Consider the following 19,275-nt stretch of genomic DNA (forward strand, 5'->3'; position numbering starts at 1 on the left):
GGCTTTCAGACCCCAAGGACAATGCCTGCAGCAGGCAGACGGGAGCAGAACATGCCACACTGGATCCCGCCCCCCAGGACCGACACGCATGGATCCCTATCTGATCCCTGTCAAGCTTCCCCACAGCTCCTACGATATTCTCCTCCAGTCTGCCGAAGGCCCCCCTGGCCACAGCCTCATCCAGCTGGGATCCCAAATGCGAGCTAGAGGGCTTTCCGGCAGGGCTCTGGTGGTGAGCCATCCCGGCATTGCCAAACACTTTGCCGAGAAGTTGCTGCAGGGGCTGCAACAAGCGGGGTTTGCCGCCCACCTCTGCCTATTGCCTGCCGGCGAACGCTACAAAACCCTGCGCTCGGTGGCCAAGATCTACGACGCCGCCCTAGCCTTTGGCCTGGAGCGCTCCTCCACCTTGGTGGCTCTAGGAGGGGGGGTCATTGGCGACATAGTGGGGTTTGCCGCCGCCACTTGGCTGCGCGGGATCCCTTTTGTGCAGGTGCCCACCTCCCTCTTGGCGATGGTGGATGCGGCCATCGGCGGCAAGACCGGCGTCAACCATCCCCAGGGGAAAAACTTGATCGGGGCGTTTTATCAGCCGCGCCTGGTGTGGATTGACCCGACGGTGCTGAAAACTCTGCCCCCACGGGAGTTTACTTCGGCTTTGGCAGAGGTGATCAAATACGGCGTGATTCAGGCTGCCGATGTGTTTGAGTTTTTGGAAGATCGACCCCAACTGAGCCGCTACACCGACTTTGCCCCTGACGATCTGCACTATCTGTTGCGGCGCTCTGCCGAGTGCAAAGCCTGGGTGGTGCAGCAGGACGAGAAAGAAGCGGGCCTGCGGGCCATCCTCAACTACGGCCACACCCTCGGCCATGCCCTAGAAGCTGCCACCGGCTACCGCCGCTATCTGCACGGAGAAGCTGTCGCCATCGGCATGGTGGCTGCCGGGGAGATCGCCCGCCGCCTGGGTTGGTGGAGCGCCGCCGAGGCGGAGCGGCAACGACGCCTGATCGAGAAAGCAGGACTGCCCAGCCGGTGGCCGGCCGGGATCCCTTGGGAGGCAGTGCTGCAGGCAATGCAGGCCGACAAGAAAGTCAAACAGGGGCGGATTCGCTTCGTTCTGCCCCGCCGCATCGGCCAGGCCGAGCTGACCGATCAAGTCGAGCTGGCAGAGGTGCAGGCTGCTTTGGCCTCGATTACAGCCACCTCTGGAACCCTAGAATTAGGAAAACCTAAGGACAAGAAAGCATGGCACGGCAACAACGGGTAGCCATTTTGGGAGCAACAGGGGCAGTAGGGGCAGAGCTGCTGATGCTGCTGGAAGAGCGCCACTTTCCTGTAGCCGACCTAAAGCTTTTGGCCTCTCCCCGCTCTGCAGGCACTTATCTAACCTTCAAGGGGGAGCGGATCCCGGTTGAGCCGGTTTCAGAAGCGGCCTTCCGGGGCCTGGATCTGGTGCTGGCCTCTGCCGGAGCAAGTGTTTCCAAAGCCTGGGCCAGAACCATCGTCGAGGCGGGGGCGGTGCTGATTGACAACTCCAGCGCCTTTCGCCTGGATCCCAATGTTCCGCTGGTGGTGCCGGAGGTCAACCCCCAGGAAGCCTTCCGTCACCAAGGGATCATTGCCAATCCCAACTGCACCACCATCCTAATGTGCGTGGCCATCTACCCCCTGCATCGCTACATCCCGCTGCGCCGCGTGGTGGCCGCCACCTATCAATCGGCCAGTGGGGCCGGGGCCCGCGCCATGGTGGAGCTGCAAGAGCAAACCCACGCCTACCTCCAGGGGCAGCCGTTGCAGCCCCAGGTGTTCCCTTACCCCATTGCCTTCAACCTCTTCCTCCACAACAGCCCCCTGCAAGAGAACGGCTACTGCCAGGAAGAGATGAAAATGGTCAACGAATCCCGCAAGATTATGGGATCCCCCAACCTGCGGCTGACAGCTACCTGTGTGCGGGTGCCGGTGCTACGTACCCACGCTGAGGCCCTCAACCTGGAGTTTGAACAGCCCTTCCCTGTGGAAAAAGCCCGGCAAATCCTGGCCCAGGCCCCTGGGGTGGTGCTCATTGAAGATTGGCAGCAGAACCGCTTTCCCATGCCCATCGACGTGGCCGGCAGGGATGAAGTGGCGGTGGGCCGCATCCGCCAGGACATCTCCGAGCCCAAGGCCCTGGAGCTGTGGCTGTGCGGGGATCAAATCCGCAAAGGTGCGGCCCTCAACGCCGTTCAAATTGCCGAGCTGCTTTTGAAGGACTAATTCACCACAACCGTCCAGGTTACCGGTCCTGCTGTGGCAGGGGCGGCCTGAGCGTTGGTCAATGTTACTGGGGAGTTGGGGTAGGTGTAGGTGCCGGGTGAGGTCAGAGGTCCCGTTTGGACAGGGATGGTCACTGTGCAGGTTGCGCCGACAGCCACTTGTCCTCCGGTGAATTGAATGGTGTTCCCACCCACCGACGCTGTGAGGGTAGCTCCAGCACCACAGGAAGCAGGTAAGGGAGGAGGTGCACCAGGCCCTACGGTTAAAGGCGGCGCTCCCGGCAAGGTGTGGTTAAAGGCCAAGCCCGTCAATGGAATGGCAGCGTTGTTGGTTATTGTAAACGTCAGAGTTCCATTCCCGGTAACGGGAGCTGGGCCGATTGGGCCAAGCGGGTTGGGAGCAAAGGCCATGGTAAAGGTGGGAGCTGGCACCGTTACCGTTAAGTTGATAGCCGCAGCGGTGGCATTAGGCGCTTGGTTGCTGCTCAGGGTTACCGCGGGGCTGGTCAGGGATCCCGCTGTCGTGGCTGTAACCTGGAGATCCAGGCTGATGGTGCAGCTAGCGTTGGCTGCCAATGAGCCGTTGACCAGCAAGATGGAAGTTGCTCCTGGTGCAGCTGCCAGCGTCCCGCCACAGCCGTTGTTGAGGTTGTTGGGAGTGGCAACGATCAAGCCGGCAGGCAGGGGATCGGAAAAGGCTAGACCCGTCAGCGGCAGAGCGGCTGTGTTGGTGATCGTGTAGGTCAGAGTTGTTTTGGCAGTAGGGCCGGCAGCTACCGAGGTGGGGCTAAATGCCTTGGTAAAAGTCGGGGCACCCGGTGTGGGCGTAGGTGTCGGGGTTGGGGTGGGTGTTGGAGTTGGGGTCGGTGTGAGTGTCGGTGTAGGTGTCGGAGTTGGAGTCGGTGTAGGTGTAGGCACTGTCGTCCCACCGCTTCCGCCGTCACCGCAGCCGGTCAGCCCCAGACAGGCCGCTCCTAGACTCAAGGCCACAAGAGAGAGTTGTAACTGCTTTTTTCTTCATCGCTCTCTCACTCCTCGTCACTATCGGACTTGACTTTAGTTTTTATCGACCTGTCTTGCTGCAGTGTACTCCAGTCCAATTGCTGTTCAGGACGCTTCTGTGCCGAGGCAATTTACAATTATTGTAATAAACCTTGGCTTAGCTGGCAAACTCCAACTAGGGAATAGCTCCTTCAGACTTGCTCTTAGGTACCTTGCTTGTAAGCACAAAATCTGGCGCTCCAAGCCAACTTTCAGAACCTCGCCTATGCCGCTCGAGCCAGCAATGTTCACACAACGTTGGAAAGGGAGGAGAATTGAGAAGCATTCGGCCTTTGTGGAGAGGGGCTTGTGCATCCAATCGCGATGGGATCCCTGGCTAGCTTTATCGCCGGCTTGGCGACGGGGCTGGGGGCTTTGCCGGCCCTTTTTCTTCCCTCGCTCTCCGAAAGGGTACAAGGGATCCTGCTGGGGTTTGGGGGTGGGGTGATGCTGGCGGCCACCTCGTTTTCGCTGGTGGTGCCGGGCACCGAGGCAGCCATGGCGCTGGGGTATTCCCAGTTTGGAGCGGCGGTGGCGATGGCGGCGGGCCTGTTGTTGGGGGCAATCTTCCTGGAGAGTGCCCACCGCTTTTTTCCCCACGAGCACTTTTTCAAAGGGGTTGAAGGGGAGAACCGCGCCCATTTGAAGCGGATTTGGCTTTTTATCATTGCCATTGCCCTGCACAATTTCCCGGAAGGCTTGGCGGTGGGAGTGGGTTTCGCTACCGGCCAAGTCGGCGATGGGTTGGCGTTGGCGTTGGGGATCGGCTTGCAGAACATGCCAGAAGGGCTGGTGGTGGCTTTGTCACTGGTGGGCCAGGGGTACTCGCGGCGGTTTGCTTTTGCCATTGCCCTGGTGACCGGGCTGGTGGAGCCCATCGGCGGGATCCTGGGAGCAACGGTGGTCTCTCTGGCGCAGCCCCTACTACCCTGGGGCATGGCTTTTGCGGCGGGGGCGATGTTGTTTGTCATTTCCGATGAGATCATCCCTGAGTCCCACCGGCAGGGGTTAGAGCAGGAGGGCACCTTTGGGGTCATCAGTGGGTTTGTGGTGATGATGCTGCTGGATGTCGCCCTGGGTTAAAAAGGGATCCCGCAAGTCCTGAGGCGAGGTTTTGATGCTAAGCAATGAGCCTTTTTTGTGGCGGGGAAGAGGGGGGCACGCCTGTCTGCTGCTGCACGGGTTGGGAGGTGGCATCTACGAGCTGCAGTGGCTGGCAGAGCGGCTGTTGGCGGCTGGCCTGACGGTGCAGGGATTTAACTATCCCGGCCATGACCGCCCGGCCCATCGCATGCCCCCTTCCCGCTGGACGGAGTGGTACGGGCGGGCTTTGGAGCATTACCTGGCTTTGCGGCAGGAGTACCCGCGCGTTTCCTTGGTGGGCTTTTCCACCGGCTGTCTGCTGGCTTTGCACCTGGCTTTTGCCCATCCTGTTTACAAATTGGTGCTGCTGGCGCCGTTTTTCGCCATTCGCCACCACTGGTACTATCTTTTTCGCCCAGAGCAGTACCTGAACAGCCTGGGGTGGTTGTTGGAGGATGTCCCCCGCTTCCATCTGCCCATTCGGGACGGGGATGTCCGCGCTTTGGCGGAAAAGGTAGCCTATTTTCGCAGCTTCAATCTGTCGGCAGTGCGCAGCGCCCTCGAGCTCATCGAGCGGGTCAAGGGGGAAGTGGCCGGCATCCGGGTTCCCACCCTGATCCTGCAATCCCGCCAAGATATGGTGGTGGACCCCGACCAGGCAATGTGGCTCTATCAAGAGCTGGGATCCGAGGAGAAGATCTTGTCTTGGCTGGAGCACTCCGACCACATCCTCACTTTGGACGGGGAGCGGGAAACGGTGTTTGACCAGGTTTGCGCCTTCCTCAACCAGGATCCTTCTGCGCCCGGATCAGCGTAACCCGCTGCCAAGCACCGCGGGCATCGTAGTCCCGGATCAAACGCAAGAGACAATGGCAGTCTTCCGACTGCGGAAACCAGCTCAGGCTTACCGAAAAGCTGCGATCCCGGTGGGCGGTAGGGATGGGCAAGGGATCCGGCCCGCCAATCCACAGCCCTCCCGGCAAGGGATCCCAGTTGCTCAACCACTCTGCCCCCGAGCAGTCCACCTCGGTTTCGGCAAACCGGCCCTCGGCAACCGCAAAGCTCTGGGCGATCCCCCGCCATCTCCCTTGGAGGCAGGCTCTCAGCTGCTCTCTGCTCAGGGGTGCACAGTCTGCAACGGGATCCAAAGCTTGGCCGCGCCGCTCCAGGATCGCGGTTACCTCTACCAGACGACCTTGGGCATCCCACTGTTGCACCAGCCGCGCCTTGCGATCCCCCCAGAGAAAGCCCTGCTCGACGGCAAAATCACTAAACGGCGCCAGCTGCAGCCGCCCATTGGAAAAAGATCCATCGGGGAAAAAGCGCAATCCCGGCGAGAAATCCTGGTAGACCCAGCTCTGGGAGCTTTCGGGAGTGGGGGATCCCTGTAGGGGGTAGTAGGCGTTGGTTTGGCGGATCGCGCTCCCTGCCGCTTTACAAACGCAACAAACGCATGACTCTGAGAGCAGATTGATAGCTCCTCGACATTGGCTATCTGGAGGCTCCTAACATATCACCTCTGCCCTTGTACTCGCTTCGCACACTGTACTGACATCAGTATCTCTCCAAAGCCCTCTGTACTTTGCAAAAGCTGCATCGTGGAGGTAGCAGTAAAGTCGTTGCCAACGAGACAATAGCTTCTTACTTACAGCCACGCACCTACACGCACCTATAACTAACATGGCGCTATATTCCCCCATGGCAAGAACAAGATTAGATGAGACACGATTACCCCACAATCTCCTAGGGAAATGTGCCCTAAGCTACAGATCGTTCATCATTGTTGGAGATACGGTACAGGGGAATCTTGACTTGCAGGGCTTGGTCATGAGCATTTCTAGAAGGTCGGTAGTTAAGAGCATTGCTGCAGGTGTAGGTGTTGCAATTAGCGGTGGCTTTTTGAGGCAGTACCAAGAGGCTTTTGCCGCGCGAGAGAAAGAGATGAATATTCTGTGCTGGGAGGGTTACAACTCTGCGCAGGTTCTTGATCCCTTCCGCCAACGGTACAGTGCAACGGTGAAAGCTGAAACCTTAACCAATGATCCCACAATGATCAATCGCTTGCGAGCAGGCGAGACTAGAGTTTGGGATCTAATCAATGTGAACAACCCTTGGGCACGAGAGGTCATGTATCCGGAAAACCTGATTAAACCTCTTCCCCGTAAGGAGTTTGAGTATTATTTTGAGTCCATGCTTCCTCAATTTCGTCCCCCCTACAAGTGGGCGATGGATGCTACTGGAACAGAGTTGTTGGGTATGGCTCAGCGCTTTGGTCCCTTTTCCTTTGTGGTCAATACCAACAAGATTAGTCGCAAAACAGCTGAGGAAGAGGGCTGGGAGCTGTTCAACGACTCGGCATTAGCTGGTCGTTACGGTATTCTGGAGTCAGATGACTGGAATGTCTTTCACATCTTCTTGGTAGCAGGGATTGATCCCTTTAAGCAGCATTCTGAAGAGGAGATGTCCAGGTTTTTTGAGACTGCCAAAACCTTGTTTCGTAATGCAAAGCTGATTGGGGATATCGCTGCGATGAACCAAGCTTTAGTCTCAGGGGAGATTGACTTGCAATTCACTGGTGGGACATACTCTGTTTCACCTGCTAGGGCGGAGGGCTTCCTAGAACTACGCGGCATCACTCCACTCAAAGGGCCAATGCCTGGAAATAAAGGGGGAATCGCCTGGATTGAGATTACATCTGTAGTTAATAACCCACAGCTCTCACCGCTTGCATTCGAGTTTCTCAAGTATATTCAGGAACCAGAAATCGCTCACCGCGTTGCCTTTGCGGAGGGAACATTTAACCCGGTTACCCAGATGGGAAATCCAGATTGCTTCAAATTATTCACCAAAGAACAGCTAGAGGCAATCCAGTGGGATAGTCTTGAAGAAGAAATGGCTCGCTCTACAGAGTATAACATCGTTCCTGACTACAGCAAAGCCTTAGATTTGATGAATGCAGCCAAACGCTTGCGGACATAGCGCAGAGGGGTGGCAGCACATGGATGCCGTCAAGCTACAGAGCCAAGAGTTTTCCACTCAGAGAAGCTATTCCTCAACACCAGTTCTACAGTTAATAGGGGTATCTAAAGCATTTGGTTCATTTGTGGCTGTTCACAAAGTAGACCTAGATGTCTATGAGGGGGAATTCTTAACTTTGGTGGGTCCTTCGGGATCTGGAAAGACAACTTTACTTCGCATGCTTGCGGGCATGGAAGTGCCTTCCCAAGGAAATATCATCCTGCGAGGCAATCGTATCAATGACTTGCCTCCAAACTTGCGTCCTACCTGTCTAGTGTTTCAATCTCTAGCTCTCTTTCCCCATAAAACTGTAGGAGAAAACATTGAGTTTCCTCTAAAGGTTCGAGGAGTCGGTGCTCCTGAACGCCGTCGCCGAGCCTTAGAGCTTATGGCTACTGTACACCTGCCTGAAAACTATTACCGCAGGAATGTCATGCACTGCTCGGGAGGAGAAAAACAGAGAGTTGCCCTAGCCCGCGCGTTAGCTTTTGATCCCGAAGTCTTACTTTTTGATGAGCCGCTTTCTGCTATTGACTATAGATTGAAAAAGGTTTTGCAAAAAGAGCTTAAGGAGCTTCATCAAGCGACAAGGAAGACTTTTGTCTATGTCACTCACTCCCTAGAGGAAGCAATGGTGATGTCTGATCGGATTGCTGTCATGCACCAAGGAAGATTAATTCAGGTCGGCTCACCAGAGGAGATTTACGAGCGTCCAGCAGATCGGTTTGTTGCAGAGTTCATGGGAGATGTAAATATTATCAGGGTAAAACGTAGAGAGAAGGATTTGATTTGGTCAGGAGAGGATGTTGATGGATCTTTTTGTGTTCTCCCACCTCCTGGTGAACCAGATATTTGCTCTGCTTATATAGTAATCCGACCTGAACGCCTGCGAGTTTTACGTCCTCATGAAACTGCAGATAATATTCTTATCGGAGAGATTCATAACAGATATGACTTGGGCTCGAGGATTCAATATCAAGTAAGGGTTGGAGAGAAAATGATGCTAGTCGAGGTTTCACGTTCTCAGGCTTCTAGTCTATCATTACAGATGGAGGTTACCTTAGGGTGGAATGCTAGTGATGCGTTTACAGTAGTGAGTTAGGTGAAATGGTAAGCAATTTAGGGTAATTATGACAACAGCTCTGCCGTCTTTATTGGAGAATCGCGGGAAAGCATCTTTGTCGCCCGCTCTTCTGGCGATACCTAGCCTTGTTCTTCTGGGAGTGGGCTTTTTCTTGCCACTGTGCGTGATTTTACTCTACTCATTTGCAACTCCTCGTAGCTTTGAATTGCTGAGATCCTTCACGCTAGTAAATTATAGCGAGCTGATTAGGGCCGAAAATAGCATTTGGAGATCTTTCATTTGGTCTAACGGTCTCGCACTTGCTACCTGTTGTCTGTTATTCCTTTTTACCTACCCTATAGCTCATGGTTTATGCCGTGTTTTCGGTCACTGGGCTGGTCTGGTTACCAATCTCTTCATCTTTCCTCTTTTCATTTCCGAGAATGTTCGCCTTCATGGATGGGTGCTATTCTTCATTAAAGGTGGGGTTCTCAACGGAACAATCGAAGCTTTGGGATGGCAAGGTGGACTAGAAGTTCTGTACCAGCCCGGAATGATATTGGCAGGAATGATCTATACCCATTTTCCATTTATGCTCTTTCCTGTTACCTTAGGGTTAGCAATGGTTCCTCGCGACCTCTGCGATGCTGCTGCAGATTTAGGGGCTAATCGATGGCAGATTTGGCGAGAAGTAGAATTGCCTATTGCATTACCCGGAATCTTGGTTGGGATGTTGCTTACATTTGTTTTAGCTTTCGGTGCTTTAACGGAGGCCCGAATTTTGGGAGGTCAATCTGTAATTGTGATTGCCCATGATGTAGAGCATGCCTTTACCTATGCTCAGAATTGGCCTTTGGGGTCTGCACTTTCTGTTCTGTTGACACTATGGATTGGTGGTCTTGTTATGGCTATCTTCTCTAAAGTTGATTTAGATCGAATTTTAGGTAAGAAAGAGATATAGCTGAGATAGAAGCTAGAGATCTAGAGCACTTTGAGACTTTTATGAAACTTCCTGGTCGGCGGAAATCTGAAATCCTCACATGGGTATGGACAGGATTTGCTCTCCTGACCATTTACTTGCCATTATTCTGTACTGTTCTAGCTAGCTTTTCCAGAGCCCGCTATTTTACTTTTCCTATTCGCTCATTTTCTACTCGGTGGTGGGAACAAACGCTTGAATCGCTGGAAATTCACACAATAATTACTAACTCTCTTCTAATTGCTTTTTCTGTTACACTTCTTTCCGTAGGGATTGCTTTCTGCGGGTCTCTGGCCTTTGCTAGGTTCAATTGGCGAGGGCGTAAGCTTTTTCAGAAAGTACTTGTTCTGCCTATTTTTTTTCCACAACCTGTGCTTGGACTTGCATTACTACTGTTCTTTAACACTTTTGGAATTGAAACCTCTTGGCGTACAGCAATCTTTGCTCACTTGGTCTGGATAGCTCCAGTTGCAACACTAGTTATGGCCATTCAGGTCTACGGGTTTGATGCTAGTCTAGAGGAAGCAGCTTATGATCTAGGTTGTTCCAACTTGCAGGTTTTTAGAGAGATTACACTACCTCTACTCTGGCCAGGTATTCAATCAGGAGCTCTCTTTTCTTTTCTACTTTCTTGGGGCAACTTCCCGCTGTCACTGTATACATCTGGAGCCGACTCTACGATTCCAGAGTGGCTCTACAGTAAAATGGTGGCAGGATATACACCAATGGTGCCAGTTCTGGGAACTATATCGACTCTGGGTGCAGCAACTATCTTCCTTATGAGCGGCTTACTCTTTGTCTTGATTCGTCGCCTTCAACTTCATCAGCTTTCCCGGCAGGATGCTACAAAGTGAGGTAATCAATGTATACCGACGAATTTATTCGACAAATCAAAGAAGGGCTCTATCAATTGTTACCATCTTGGGGTGTGAATCTCGCAGCGGAGATAGATCTGCTCAATATATCAGAGAACGCTACTTTTCTAGCGAGGAACACAGGACTTGATCAGGATTTGGTATTCCGTGTATATCGCCCTGGTTATCATGACCTTCAGGAAATAGAGTCAGAGTTGCTTTGGATTGAGGCAATCAGGAAAGATACAAGAGTAAAAACTCCAAGTATTATTCCCTTGAGGGATGGGAAGTTAGTTGGAGAGATTAAACAAGAAAATGTGATCCTTTACGTGGTTGCTTTTGAATTTGTCGATGGAGATTCACCCTCCGAAGGCGCAGATTTGGTTACACACTTTTACAACCTAGGTGTGATTACTGCTAGACTTCACAAGCACGCTCGGGTCTGGTGTTTACCCCCCTCATTCAAACGTAAAACCTGGGATTTTGAGATGACACTTGGGTCAGTAAAGATTTGGGGTGATTACCGAGCAGCACCAGGTCTCACGCATGAGGGAACGAATCTGTTAGAACGAACTGTTGAAGTCTTACGCAAGTTGCTGGAGCCTCTGAGTCAGCCAGAAAACTTTGGACTCATCCATGCTGACCTTCGACTTACTAATCTACTGGTAAATGATGATGGAATTTATGTCATAGATTTTGACGATTGTGGATTTAGCTGGTTTCTCTATGACTTTGCTGCAGCAGCTTCGTTTATCGAACATAAGCCTTATCTTCCAGATTTACAAGCGGCCTGGGTAGAGGGATATAGAACCGAACTCCCTCTGACAGACGTTCAAGTTGCTCAAATACCCGTCTTTGTCATGCTGCGTCGAATTCTTCTAACTGCCTGGATTGCTTCCCATTCTGAAACCCCGACGGCTCGGGAGCTAGGGGAGTCCTATACTTCTGGAACGCTAGAATTAGCAGAAAGGTTTCTTCAGTGCTATGCTTGAATAGATGCAATGGCAATGACTATGAAAGACAAAAAGGAAATACTCGCTCTGAATGCGTTTGCTTTAGAATCCGCAGATCTTTCCACTTTTGAAGATAATTTAGCCGAGCTCCTGCGAAGACGAGAGCAGATATTTGGATCCCTCTCAGTCCTCTTCTACCAGCGTCCTCTGCATATTGTCAGTGCCAGAGGTTGCTCAATTCTTGCTGCTGACGGTACTCGCTATCTGGATTTCTACAATAACGTACCTTCGGTTGGTCACTGTCATCCTCGAGTTACTAAGGCAGTATGCGATCAGATCCAAAGGCTAAACATTAACACTCGTTACCTTTATAGAATTCTCAATGACTACGCGGAGAAGCTGCTATCTTTATTTCCTCCTGAACTATCAAATCTGGTTTTAACATGTACGGGCAGTGAGAGTAATGATTTGGCGTTGCGAATTGTTCGTTACTTCACAAAGGGAGAAGGTTTTATTGTATCCAGCAATGCTTACCATGGGAATACAGCGGCAGTTACAGAAGTTTCGCCAGCTTCTTACCGCCAGGGCTCACTGCCACGTTACGTTCGTACGGTGCCTCCTCCAGATCCTCTCTACTATGGCTTGGATGTTGGGAAAGGCTTCGCGGAAGCAGTGGCTGCTGAGATCCAGGATCTCCAACAAGCAGGAATTCCCTTTGCGGGGCTTTTAGTGGACACAATCTTTTCGAGCGATGGTGTTTATGTAGATCCGCCAGGATTTCTGCAGGCGGCTGTGGATGTCGTCCATGAAGCAGGTGGATTGTGGATTGCTGATGAAGTGCAACCTGGGTTTGGCCGCACAGGGACGATGTGGGGCTTTGAACGCCATGGTGTAGTTCCCGATCTGGTGACTCTGGGCAAGGCCATGGGAAACGGCTTTCCTATGGCAGGGATTGTTACTCGCCCTGAGTATCTCCGGGCTTTCAGCGAACATTTTGGCTACTTCAATACTTTTGCAGGCAATCCTGTTGCGGCAGCAGCAGGTCTAGCTGTCTTGGAAGTGATTGAGGAAGAGGGCCTTGTAGAAAATGCTTCTTGGCTAGGGACTAAACTGCGTTCATGGATACAAGACCTATCAACTCATTACCCAGTCATAGGAGGAGTGAGGGGTGCAGGCCTTTATCTGGGAATAGATATAGTTGATCCCAAAGACGGTAGGCCAGATGTAAGACGAGCAACGCGTATCATTAATGCCCTATGCGAGGAGAAGCAGATTTTGATAGGAGCTACTGGAAGTCTTGGGCACATCCTGAAGATCCGTCCGCCTCTCTGTCTTCAATCTCCAGAAGCAGAGCTATTTGCAGAAGCTTTGGAGGATGTGTGTAGGGCTTTGCTCTAAAACCTGTTGACACGACAGACAGGCCAAGTTTGACTTATGCCAACCTAGCTAGAAGTAGTAGTTGCTATTACTTTGTCTGTTCCTAACTTCGACTTGAGGAGAAAAAATGTTTAGGTCTCTAGCTGGACGCACAGTAATTGTCACAGGGGGAAGTCGCGGCATTGGACGTGGTTTGGTCAAGCGTTTTGCCGAAGTAGGAGCTAATGTGTTAGTTGTTTCTCGACATCTGGAGCAAGCGGAAACCTTGGCCTCAGTATTGGGTTCAAACGTATCGGCCTTTGCGGCAGATGTTACAAATCCTGAGTCCTGCCATGCTTTTGCATCTACAGCACTTAAGCGGTATGGACACATTGACATACTGTGTGCTAATGCAGGAATCTTCCCAGTAGCTAAACTGGATGTCATGACCTCAGAAGACTTTGATCTTGTTCTCAGCACTAACCTCAAGGGAATGTTTCTGAGTATTTCTGCAGTCTTGCCAGCGATGAAGCAGCAGCAGTGGGGACGAATCATCGTAACTTCTTCAATCACTGGGCCCATCACTGGGTATCCGGGGTGGAGTCATTATGGAGCCTCTAAAGCCGGACAGTTAGGGTTTATTCGCACCGCCGCCATTGAGCTTGCTCCCTGGAACATCACTATCAATGCTGTGATGCCAGGCAACATCCACACAGAAGGATTGGACAGCTTAGGGGCTGACTATTTGGCTAAGATGGCAGCCTCGATTCCTATGAAACGTCTAGGTAGTGTTGAGGATGTTGCTAACGCAGCACTCTTTTTTGCTTCTGAAGAGGCTGCTTACATTACAGGCCAAACTCTCGTCGTTGATGGAGGGCAAGTTCTCCCGGAGTCACTCATGGCTTTAGAAGAGATGAAAGAAATGTTTTAGACACGTTCTGGGTAACGATAATCACCGCGACTGATTTAGTCGTTGTGTCGGTCTAGAGAGGGATCCCAGTCCAGATCTTCGTGGCGGTGCTCCCGTTCCCAGCGATGCACCCAGTCCCAAATGCGATAGTGCTGCTCGGCGGTGAGTTGCTTGGGATCCTGGGCCAAAGCGGCAGCCTCTTCCGGGGTGAGCAAAGCAGCCAAGCTGCCGATCTCCACCAAATAGCGGCGTTCTTCCGCAGTGGTGTGGGACTGATTGAGCCGTCGAATTAAACGACGTAAGGTGGCTGCATCTTGACTCATAAGCCGATAGGCGAACATCTACAAAAGGCGGTAAGAACAGTTTAAGAGCAGAATCATCAAAATCACCAAAAGAAAACAGTCCAAATTGTCTGCCCAATGCTCCTCTAATCCTCAAAGGATCCCAGAATGCGCACTTCCGGCTCCAAAAGCACCGACCATTGCTGATAGACCTTTTCCTGGGCCAAGCGAATCAAGCGGTAAATGTCCTTGGCACTCGCCTGATGGCAATTGAGGATGAAGTTGGCATGGCGCTCTGAAATTTGGGCCCCACCGATGCGGTACCCCTTCAACCCCACCTGCTCGATGAGCCAGCCGGCAGGGTGAGATTCGGGGTTGCGAAAGACGCTGCCACAACTGGGCAAATGATAGGGCTGAGAGCTTAGGCGTTGGTTGAGGTAGCGCTGGGTTTCCCACTGCACCTGGGACGGATCCCTGCTTGGGATCAACTGCAGCGTCGCTCCTGTCACCGTCCAGGGGGAGTCCTGTAGGCGAGAGCGGCGATAGCCAAATTGCAGATCGGCAGGTTCTAGGCGGCAGGGCTCTTGTTCCTCGTCCAAAATCTGCACTTCCACCAGCACATCCGCCATGGCGCGTCCGTGGGCACCCGCATTCATCACCACGGCTCCCCCCAGGGTGCCCGGGATCCCAATCGCCCACTCCAACCCACTCCAGCCTTGCCTGGCGGCGGCCCGCGACAGATTGACCAAAGGCTCTCCGGCAGCGGCCCAAATTCTCCCCCCTTCCAGCAGTTGGATCCCCCGCAAACGGCGGGTACCGATCACCAGCCCCTTCAACCCCGCATCGCTGATGAGCAGATTGCTGCCTGCCCCTAACAGCGTCGTGGGGATCCCTTCTGCTCGCGCCCAAGCCAAACACTGCTGCAGCTCCAGATGGCTACGGGGCTCACAATACCACTCCGCTTTGCCGCCCACGCGAAAGGTGGTCAGAGGAGCCAACGGGATCCCCGATTGAATTCGTCCAGATAGCAGAGCCGCCGGCCCGCGGGGGAGAAGCCTGTCTTCAGCGGTAAGACTTGCCGCCTCAGACTCACAGGAACCGTCCCGCTGAGGCACCACCGGAGCCGTCGTCATGATTCAATACCTCAGAAGCAGCTATCTTTTCAGCTGAAGTTTGGATTTTTGGCTTGCCCAGGCTGTTCCCTCACCTGAGCCGCATATGCCCGCATCGTAGCGATTATCTGCTGATTTAAGTCCCCTGCGCCCAAAAAAACGGCGAGATCTCCAGGCTGCAGGACGGACGGCAACACCTCCGGCAATCGCGGCAAAGACGACACATAGCGCACATGGGGATGGTGCTCCGCCACCGCCACGGCCAAGCGCAAGCTGTCGGAACCCTCAGGCGCCGGCTCTCCCGCTCCATACGTAGGCACGATCACCACCACGTCCGCCTCCCCAAAGCAGCGGGCAAAATCCTGGAACAAGGCAGCCAAACGGCTGTGGCGATGAGGCTGAAACACGGCCACCACCCGCCGCTGTTGCAGACGGGCTGCCTGCAGAGTGGCCCGAATCTCGCTGGGATGGTGGGCATAGTCGTCGATAAAGGTGACTCCACCCACTTCCCCCTTGTGCTCAAAGCGGCGATGCGCCCCCCGAAATTGCGCCAAAGCTGAGGCAATCACCGCAAACTCCAAGCCCAACTGTCGCCCAACGGCAACCGCCGCCAGGGCATTGCTGAGGTTGTGGGATCCCAGCACCTGCAACTGGAGCTGGCCGAGCAGGGATCCCCTTTCCCAAATCTCGGCGCAGGTGAAACTGGCAGTGTAGAGGATTTGGCGAGCTTGGTACTGGGCTTGGGGATGACCGGTCAGGCTGTAGCCCACATCCACCGCCAGGTGAGCCGCCACGTTGGGACAGTCCAGACAGGCCACCAGGGTTTGGCTTTGCTGCCCATACTGTTGAAAAGCCCGGATCACCTGCCCCAAATCGGCGTAGTGATCGGGGTGATCCAGCTCAATGTTGGTGATCACCCCAATCTTGGGATAGAGCCGCACCAAGGATCCATCCGACTCATCCACCTCCGCCACCCAATACTCCCCCTGGCCCAGACGGGCATTGCCATCCCAGGCATCCACTTCCCCGCCGATAATCAAGGTGGGATCCCAGCCCGCCGAGAGCAACACATAGCCGATCATGCTGCTGGTGGTGGTTTTGCCGTGAGTGCCGGCCACCCCAATGCCAGAGCGACGGTTAAACAGAGCCGCCAACAAGTCTGCCCGGTGCCAAACCGTCAATCCCTTGCCCAGGGCAGCAGCCAATTCTGGATTGGTGGGGCGAATGGCGCTGGAATAGACCACCTGGGGATCCCCGACCAACCCCTCCAAGCTGTGGCCCTGAAAGAAGCGCACCCCCAAAGCTTCCAGGCGGCGGGTACGGCCATTGGCGACAATGTCGGATCCGGAAACGCGAAACCCTTGTTTAGCCAGGATATAGGCCAGGGCCGACATCCCCACTCCACCAATGCCCACAAAGTGATAGGTGGACAGCAAGGGATCTAGGGGATCCAAATGCAGGGGCGGAGGCTGAGACCGAACCGGCAACGGCGGGATGGGATCCCCTCCTCCAACTGTTTCCACCATCGCAACTCCACCCCACTCCTAAAACCGCCACACTCCAAAAAAAGGACTGCGTTCTGCTGACTACAAACAGGTTCGAACAGGCCACATCATATCAGGAATCCCCAGAGCTAGGTAGGCTGCGCCCCACCGGTTGCCGTGATCTGCCGGCACCTTGGGGAACCCACAGGGGGTGAAAATACGGTGAAGACAAGCAATATAGAATACGGCTGGACATTTTCATCCCAAAAACTTTACACTTATTTAAGAAAAAGAGGCGGCGTTTGTCGTCTGCAAAGCCACAGCGGGTAAAAGGCCATGAACCCACGAGCGCTTTGGTCGCTGGCAGGAGTCGGGCTGCTTGGTTGTGCCGGTCTGGCATGGCTGGGATTGAGCCAACAGGGAGCCACACAGTCGGTATCGGGAAGTGCAGAGGCAACGGTGGAAATGCGGCTGCCTCCGCAAGTTGGTGCTTTGGGTCGCCTGGAGCCGGAGGGGGAAGTGCTGCGCATTGCCGGTTCCCCCGGAGAACGGCTGGGAGAGCTGCTGGTGGCCGAGGGGGATCGCGTGGTGGCAGGCCAAGTGCTGGCCCGCTTGGAAAGCTACGCCGAGCGGTTGGCGGAGCGAGAGTACGCTGCCGCCCAACTTCAAGAGGCCCGCGCCCGGTTGCAGGCCGAGACCCGTTTCAGTCAGGCCCAAATCCAAGAGGCACGCACCCGCCTCAGCCGTCTGGACGAGCCGCAACAGATGCAAATCCGCTCCCAGGAAGCGGTGGTGGAACGTATCCGGGCAGAACTGGCCGATGCCGAGGCCAATCTGGCCCGCTTTCAGGAGCTCTGGCAGGAAGGAGCAATCTCGCAACAAGAGCTGGATCAACGCCGGCTGCTGGTGCGGCAACGACAGGAGGACTTGCGGGCTGCCGAAGCCACCCTGAGCCAACTGCGCCTGGCCCGTGAGCGGGATCTGCTCAATGCCCAAGCCCAAGTCCAAGCTGCCGAGGCAGGACTGAGTCTGGCCCAAGCCCAAGTCCAACTGGGATCCCTGGCCCGCAATCTGGAACTGGCAGAAGCTCGCCTAGAGCGCACCCTCATCCGCGCTCCCCGTGCTGGACAGGTGCTCAAGATCCACACCCGCCCTGGAGAGGTCATCCCCGCCGGCGAGGGCATTCTCGAGCTGGGCAACACTGACCAAATGATGGTGGTGGCCGAGGTCTACGAAACAGACATCTTGCGGGTTCGGCCAGGCCAGCAGGCCACCATTAGCAACCGCGCTCTGCCAGAAACCCTGCAGGGCCGAGTGGAGCGGGTAGGCCTGCAGATTGGCAAGAAAGATGTGCTCAACACCGACCCAGCTGCCGATGTGGATGCCCGTGTGGTAGAGGTGTATATCCGCCTGGATCCGGAGAGCAGCGCCCGCGTGGCTGGCCTGACCAACCTGCAGGTGAATGTGGCCATCGATGTCGAGGGGTAGGCTCAGCCCATGTACAGCCTGTTCAGTGTGGCTTTTATCGCCCATCGGATCCCGTTGGCCTGGCTGCAGTTGACGCGGGAGAAGATCCGCCTGCTGGTGGCCCTGGCGGGCATTGCCTTTGCTTGCATCTTGATGTTCATGCAGTTGGGCTTCCAAGACAGCCTGCTGGAAAGTGCCATCCGCTTCCACGTGGCCCTGAAGGGAGAGATCTTCCTGGTCAGCCCTCAGTCCAACGCCCTGATTGCCATGAACACCTTCTCCCAGCGGCGACTCTATCAGGCTTTGGGCTTTGAGGGGGTGCGGGCCATCTCGCCTGTCTATGTGGGCTTTGCCCTCTGGAAAAACCCAGAGACCCGCCGTACCCGCAGCATTTTTGTGGTAGGAGTGGATCCCTCGGCTGATCTGTTGGACTTGCCGGAACTGACGCCGGACAAGCTGGAAGAGATCAAAAAGGCGGACGTGGTGCTTTTTGACCGCCGCTCCCGCAGCGAGTTTGGCCCCATCCCAGAGTGGTTTGAGTCCGGGCGAGAGGTGGTTACTGAGGTGGGAAACCGCCGCGTCCAGGTGGGGGGCCTGTTTGAGATGGGGGCCACCTTCGGAGCCGACGGCACCATTCTCACCAGCGATCTCAATTTCCTGCGCATTTTTCCGCAGCGGGGGCGCGGCCTAGTGGATATCGGCGTGGTGCAGCTTCAGCCGGGTGTGGATCCGGATCCCTTGGTGCGGCAGATGCGAGCTTTGCTGCCGGAAGATGTGCGGGTGCTCTCACGGGCGGAGTTTATCGATATGGAGCAAACCTACTGGGAAGAGGGCACAGCCATCGGCTTTATTTTCGGCCTGGGGGTGGGCATGGGCTTTATTGTCGGCATTGTGATTGTCTATCAAATTCTCTACACCGATGTGTCGGATCACCTGGCAGAATATGCCACCCTCAAGGCCATGGGCTATACCGATACCTACCTGCTGGGGGTGGTATTTCAAGAGGCGATCCTGCTGGCCGGCTTGGGGTACATTCCTGCCTTTGCCCTGTCGGTTCTGCTCTACGATTTGACGGCCAATGCCACGTTGCTGCCTATTGCCATGACCTTCAACCGGGCAGTGCTGGTGCTGGGGCTGGCGGTGAGCATGTGTTTCATCTCAGGAGCGATTGCCGTGCGACGGCTGCGGGCAGCCGATCCTGCCGACATTTTCTAGAGTTTTGGCCATGGGTGAAGCGCTAGGGTGTTGAGCAATAGTCTGTCAAAGGGGGCTGGATGGATGGTGAAGGGTTTGAACTAAACTGTCTAAAAACTGCTGGGATCCTCATCAACGCTCTCCGGCCAAAGGTTTCTAAATGGTCTCATCTCAACGCTCCAAATGACGGCCTAAGTGGTCAATGAGTTGTCAACGCAAAGTTTT

The 19,275-nt window shown here is 54.5% G+C and carries 18 protein-coding genes; 13 read left to right on the plus strand and 5 right to left on the minus strand.

Annotated elements, in window-relative coordinates; translation table 11 throughout:
• Positions 1-88: 88 nt before the first annotated feature.
• Positions 89-1,270 carry a 3-dehydroquinate synthase gene (aroB, locus tag ACVWXF_RS03430; RefSeq protein WP_457473636.1) on the plus strand — a complete coding sequence of 394 codons (1,182 nt, stop codon included), beginning with the start codon at positions 89-91 and terminating at the stop codon, positions 1,268-1,270.
• Positions 1,249-2,256 (plus strand): aspartate-semialdehyde dehydrogenase, encoded by a 1,008-nt coding sequence (locus tag ACVWXF_RS03435; RefSeq protein WP_457473637.1) that lies wholly within the window; start codon positions 1,249-1,251, stop codon positions 2,254-2,256. Before aroB ends, ACVWXF_RS03435 begins: the two co-directional genes overlap by 22 nt.
• Here the strand turns inward: ACVWXF_RS03435 and ACVWXF_RS03440 are convergent.
• Complete coding sequence (locus ACVWXF_RS03440) at positions 2,253-3,245, minus strand: DUF7933 domain-containing protein (protein ID WP_457394360.1); 993 nt, start codon at positions 3,243-3,245, stop codon at positions 2,253-2,255. The two genes, ACVWXF_RS03435 and ACVWXF_RS03440, sit on opposite strands and share 4 nt — an antisense overlap.
• A gap of 360 nt (positions 3,246-3,605) precedes the next feature.
• Between ACVWXF_RS03440 and ACVWXF_RS03445 the strand changes: the two genes are divergently transcribed.
• Complete coding sequence (locus ACVWXF_RS03445) at positions 3,606-4,379, plus strand: ZIP family metal transporter (RefSeq protein ID WP_457473638.1); 774 nt, start codon at positions 3,606-3,608, stop codon at positions 4,377-4,379.
• Between the two features lie 34 nt (positions 4,380-4,413).
• Positions 4,414-5,196 carry an alpha/beta hydrolase gene (locus ACVWXF_RS03450; protein WP_457473639.1) on the plus strand — a complete coding sequence of 261 codons (783 nt, stop codon included), beginning with the start codon at positions 4,414-4,416 and terminating at the stop codon, positions 5,194-5,196.
• On the opposite strand, the gene ACVWXF_RS03455 is transcribed toward ACVWXF_RS03450, so the two are convergent.
• Entirely contained in the window at positions 5,162-5,854 is a 693-nt protein-coding gene (locus ACVWXF_RS03455; protein WP_457473666.1) for a DUF3598 family protein, read from the minus strand. The two genes, ACVWXF_RS03450 and ACVWXF_RS03455, sit on opposite strands and share 35 nt — an antisense overlap.
• Positions 5,855-6,206: 352 nt before the next feature.
• Here ACVWXF_RS03455 and ACVWXF_RS03460 point away from each other — a divergent pair, with 352 nt between their 5' ends.
• From ACVWXF_RS03460 to fabG, 7 genes are all read left to right on the plus strand, one after another.
• Complete coding sequence (locus tag ACVWXF_RS03460) at positions 6,207-7,358, plus strand: ABC transporter substrate-binding protein (RefSeq protein WP_457473640.1); 1,152 nt, start codon at positions 6,207-6,209, stop codon at positions 7,356-7,358.
• A 19-nt stretch (positions 7,359-7,377) separates the two neighbouring features.
• Entirely contained in the window at positions 7,378-8,499 is a 1,122-nt protein-coding gene (locus tag ACVWXF_RS03465; RefSeq protein WP_457473641.1) for an ABC transporter ATP-binding protein, read from the plus strand.
• Between the two features lie 28 nt (positions 8,500-8,527).
• Positions 8,528-9,421, plus strand: a complete 894-nt coding sequence (locus ACVWXF_RS03470) for an ABC transporter permease (RefSeq protein WP_099813072.1) — start codon at positions 8,528-8,530, stop codon at positions 9,419-9,421.
• Positions 9,422-9,462: 41 nt separating this feature from the next.
• On the plus strand, positions 9,463-10,293 hold the full coding sequence (locus ACVWXF_RS03475; RefSeq protein WP_457473642.1) for an ABC transporter permease: 831 nt from the start codon (positions 9,463-9,465) through the stop codon (positions 10,291-10,293).
• A gap of 8 nt (positions 10,294-10,301) precedes the next feature.
• Positions 10,302-11,285, plus strand: coding sequence for a phosphotransferase enzyme family protein (locus ACVWXF_RS03480; RefSeq protein WP_457473643.1), 984 nt, complete (start codon positions 10,302-10,304; stop codon positions 11,283-11,285).
• Between the two features lie 21 nt (positions 11,286-11,306).
• Positions 11,307-12,644 carry an aspartate aminotransferase family protein gene (locus tag ACVWXF_RS03485; RefSeq protein WP_457473644.1) on the plus strand — a complete coding sequence of 446 codons (1,338 nt, stop codon included), beginning with the start codon at positions 11,307-11,309 and terminating at the stop codon, positions 12,642-12,644.
• 106 nt (positions 12,645-12,750) lie between these two features.
• Entirely contained in the window at positions 12,751-13,533 is a 783-nt protein-coding gene (fabG, locus tag ACVWXF_RS03490; protein ID WP_457473645.1) for a 3-oxoacyl-ACP reductase FabG, read from the plus strand.
• A 35-nt stretch (positions 13,534-13,568) separates the two neighbouring features.
• Here the strand turns inward: fabG and ACVWXF_RS03495 are convergent, their stop codons facing one another.
• From ACVWXF_RS03495 to murC, 3 genes are all read right to left on the minus strand, one after another.
• Positions 13,569-13,835 (minus strand): hypothetical protein, encoded by a 267-nt coding sequence (locus ACVWXF_RS03495; protein ID WP_414418112.1) that lies wholly within the window; start codon positions 13,833-13,835, stop codon positions 13,569-13,571.
• Positions 13,836-13,939: 104 nt separating this feature from the next.
• Positions 13,940-14,926 carry a UDP-N-acetylmuramate dehydrogenase gene (murB, locus tag ACVWXF_RS03500; RefSeq protein ID WP_011433172.1) on the minus strand — a complete coding sequence of 329 codons (987 nt, stop codon included), beginning with the start codon at positions 14,924-14,926 and terminating at the stop codon, positions 13,940-13,942.
• Between the two features lie 29 nt (positions 14,927-14,955).
• Positions 14,956-16,431, minus strand: coding sequence for a UDP-N-acetylmuramate--L-alanine ligase (gene murC / locus ACVWXF_RS03505; protein WP_457473646.1), 1,476 nt, complete (start codon positions 16,429-16,431; stop codon positions 14,956-14,958).
• Positions 16,432-16,725: 294 nt separating this feature from the next.
• Here murC and ACVWXF_RS03510 point away from each other — a divergent pair, with 294 nt between their 5' ends.
• Entirely contained in the window at positions 16,726-17,877 is a 1,152-nt protein-coding gene (locus tag ACVWXF_RS03510) for an ABC exporter membrane fusion protein (protein ID WP_414329074.1), read from the plus strand.
• 9 nt (positions 17,878-17,886) lie between these two features.
• On the plus strand, positions 17,887-19,071 hold the full coding sequence (devC, locus tag ACVWXF_RS03515; protein WP_414342672.1) for an ABC transporter permease DevC: 1,185 nt from the start codon (positions 17,887-17,889) through the stop codon (positions 19,069-19,071).
• The last annotated feature ends 204 nt before the right edge of the window (positions 19,072-19,275 follow it).

The sequence above is a fragment of the Thermostichus sp. MS-CIW-40 genome (assembly GCF_054058315.1).

Coding starts and splice junctions, on each gene's coding strand:
- aroB (WP_457473636.1), top strand. CDS start 89: ATGGATCCCTATCTGATCCCTGTCAAGCTTCCCCACAGCTCCTACGAT.
- ACVWXF_RS03435 (WP_457473637.1), top strand. CDS start 1,249: ATGGCACGGCAACAACGGGTAGCCATTTTGGGAGCAACAGGGGCAGTA.
- ACVWXF_RS03450 (WP_457473639.1), top strand. CDS start 4,414: ATGCTAAGCAATGAGCCTTTTTTGTGGCGGGGAAGAGGGGGGCACGCC.
- ACVWXF_RS03460 (WP_457473640.1), top strand. CDS start 6,207: ATGAGCATTTCTAGAAGGTCGGTAGTTAAGAGCATTGCTGCAGGTGTA.
- ACVWXF_RS03465 (WP_457473641.1), top strand. CDS start 7,378: ATGGATGCCGTCAAGCTACAGAGCCAAGAGTTTTCCACTCAGAGAAGC.
- ACVWXF_RS03470 (WP_099813072.1), top strand. CDS start 8,528: ATGACAACAGCTCTGCCGTCTTTATTGGAGAATCGCGGGAAAGCATCT.
- ACVWXF_RS03475 (WP_457473642.1), top strand. CDS start 9,463: ATGAAACTTCCTGGTCGGCGGAAATCTGAAATCCTCACATGGGTATGG.
- ACVWXF_RS03480 (WP_457473643.1), top strand. CDS start 10,302: ATGTATACCGACGAATTTATTCGACAAATCAAAGAAGGGCTCTATCAA.
- ACVWXF_RS03485 (WP_457473644.1), top strand. CDS start 11,307: ATGAAAGACAAAAAGGAAATACTCGCTCTGAATGCGTTTGCTTTAGAA.
- fabG (WP_457473645.1), top strand. CDS start 12,751: ATGTTTAGGTCTCTAGCTGGACGCACAGTAATTGTCACAGGGGGAAGT.
- ACVWXF_RS03495 (WP_414418112.1), bottom strand. CDS start 13,835: ATGAGTCAAGATGCAGCCACCTTACGTCGTTTAATTCGACGGCTCAAT.
- murB (WP_011433172.1), bottom strand. CDS start 14,926: ATGACGACGGCTCCGGTGGTGCCTCAGCGGGACGGTTCCTGTGAGTCT.
- murC (WP_457473646.1), bottom strand. CDS start 16,431: ATGGTGGAAACAGTTGGAGGAGGGGATCCCATCCCGCCGTTGCCGGTT.
- ACVWXF_RS03510 (WP_414329074.1), top strand. CDS start 16,726: ATGAACCCACGAGCGCTTTGGTCGCTGGCAGGAGTCGGGCTGCTTGGT.
- devC (WP_414342672.1), top strand. CDS start 17,887: ATGTACAGCCTGTTCAGTGTGGCTTTTATCGCCCATCGGATCCCGTTG.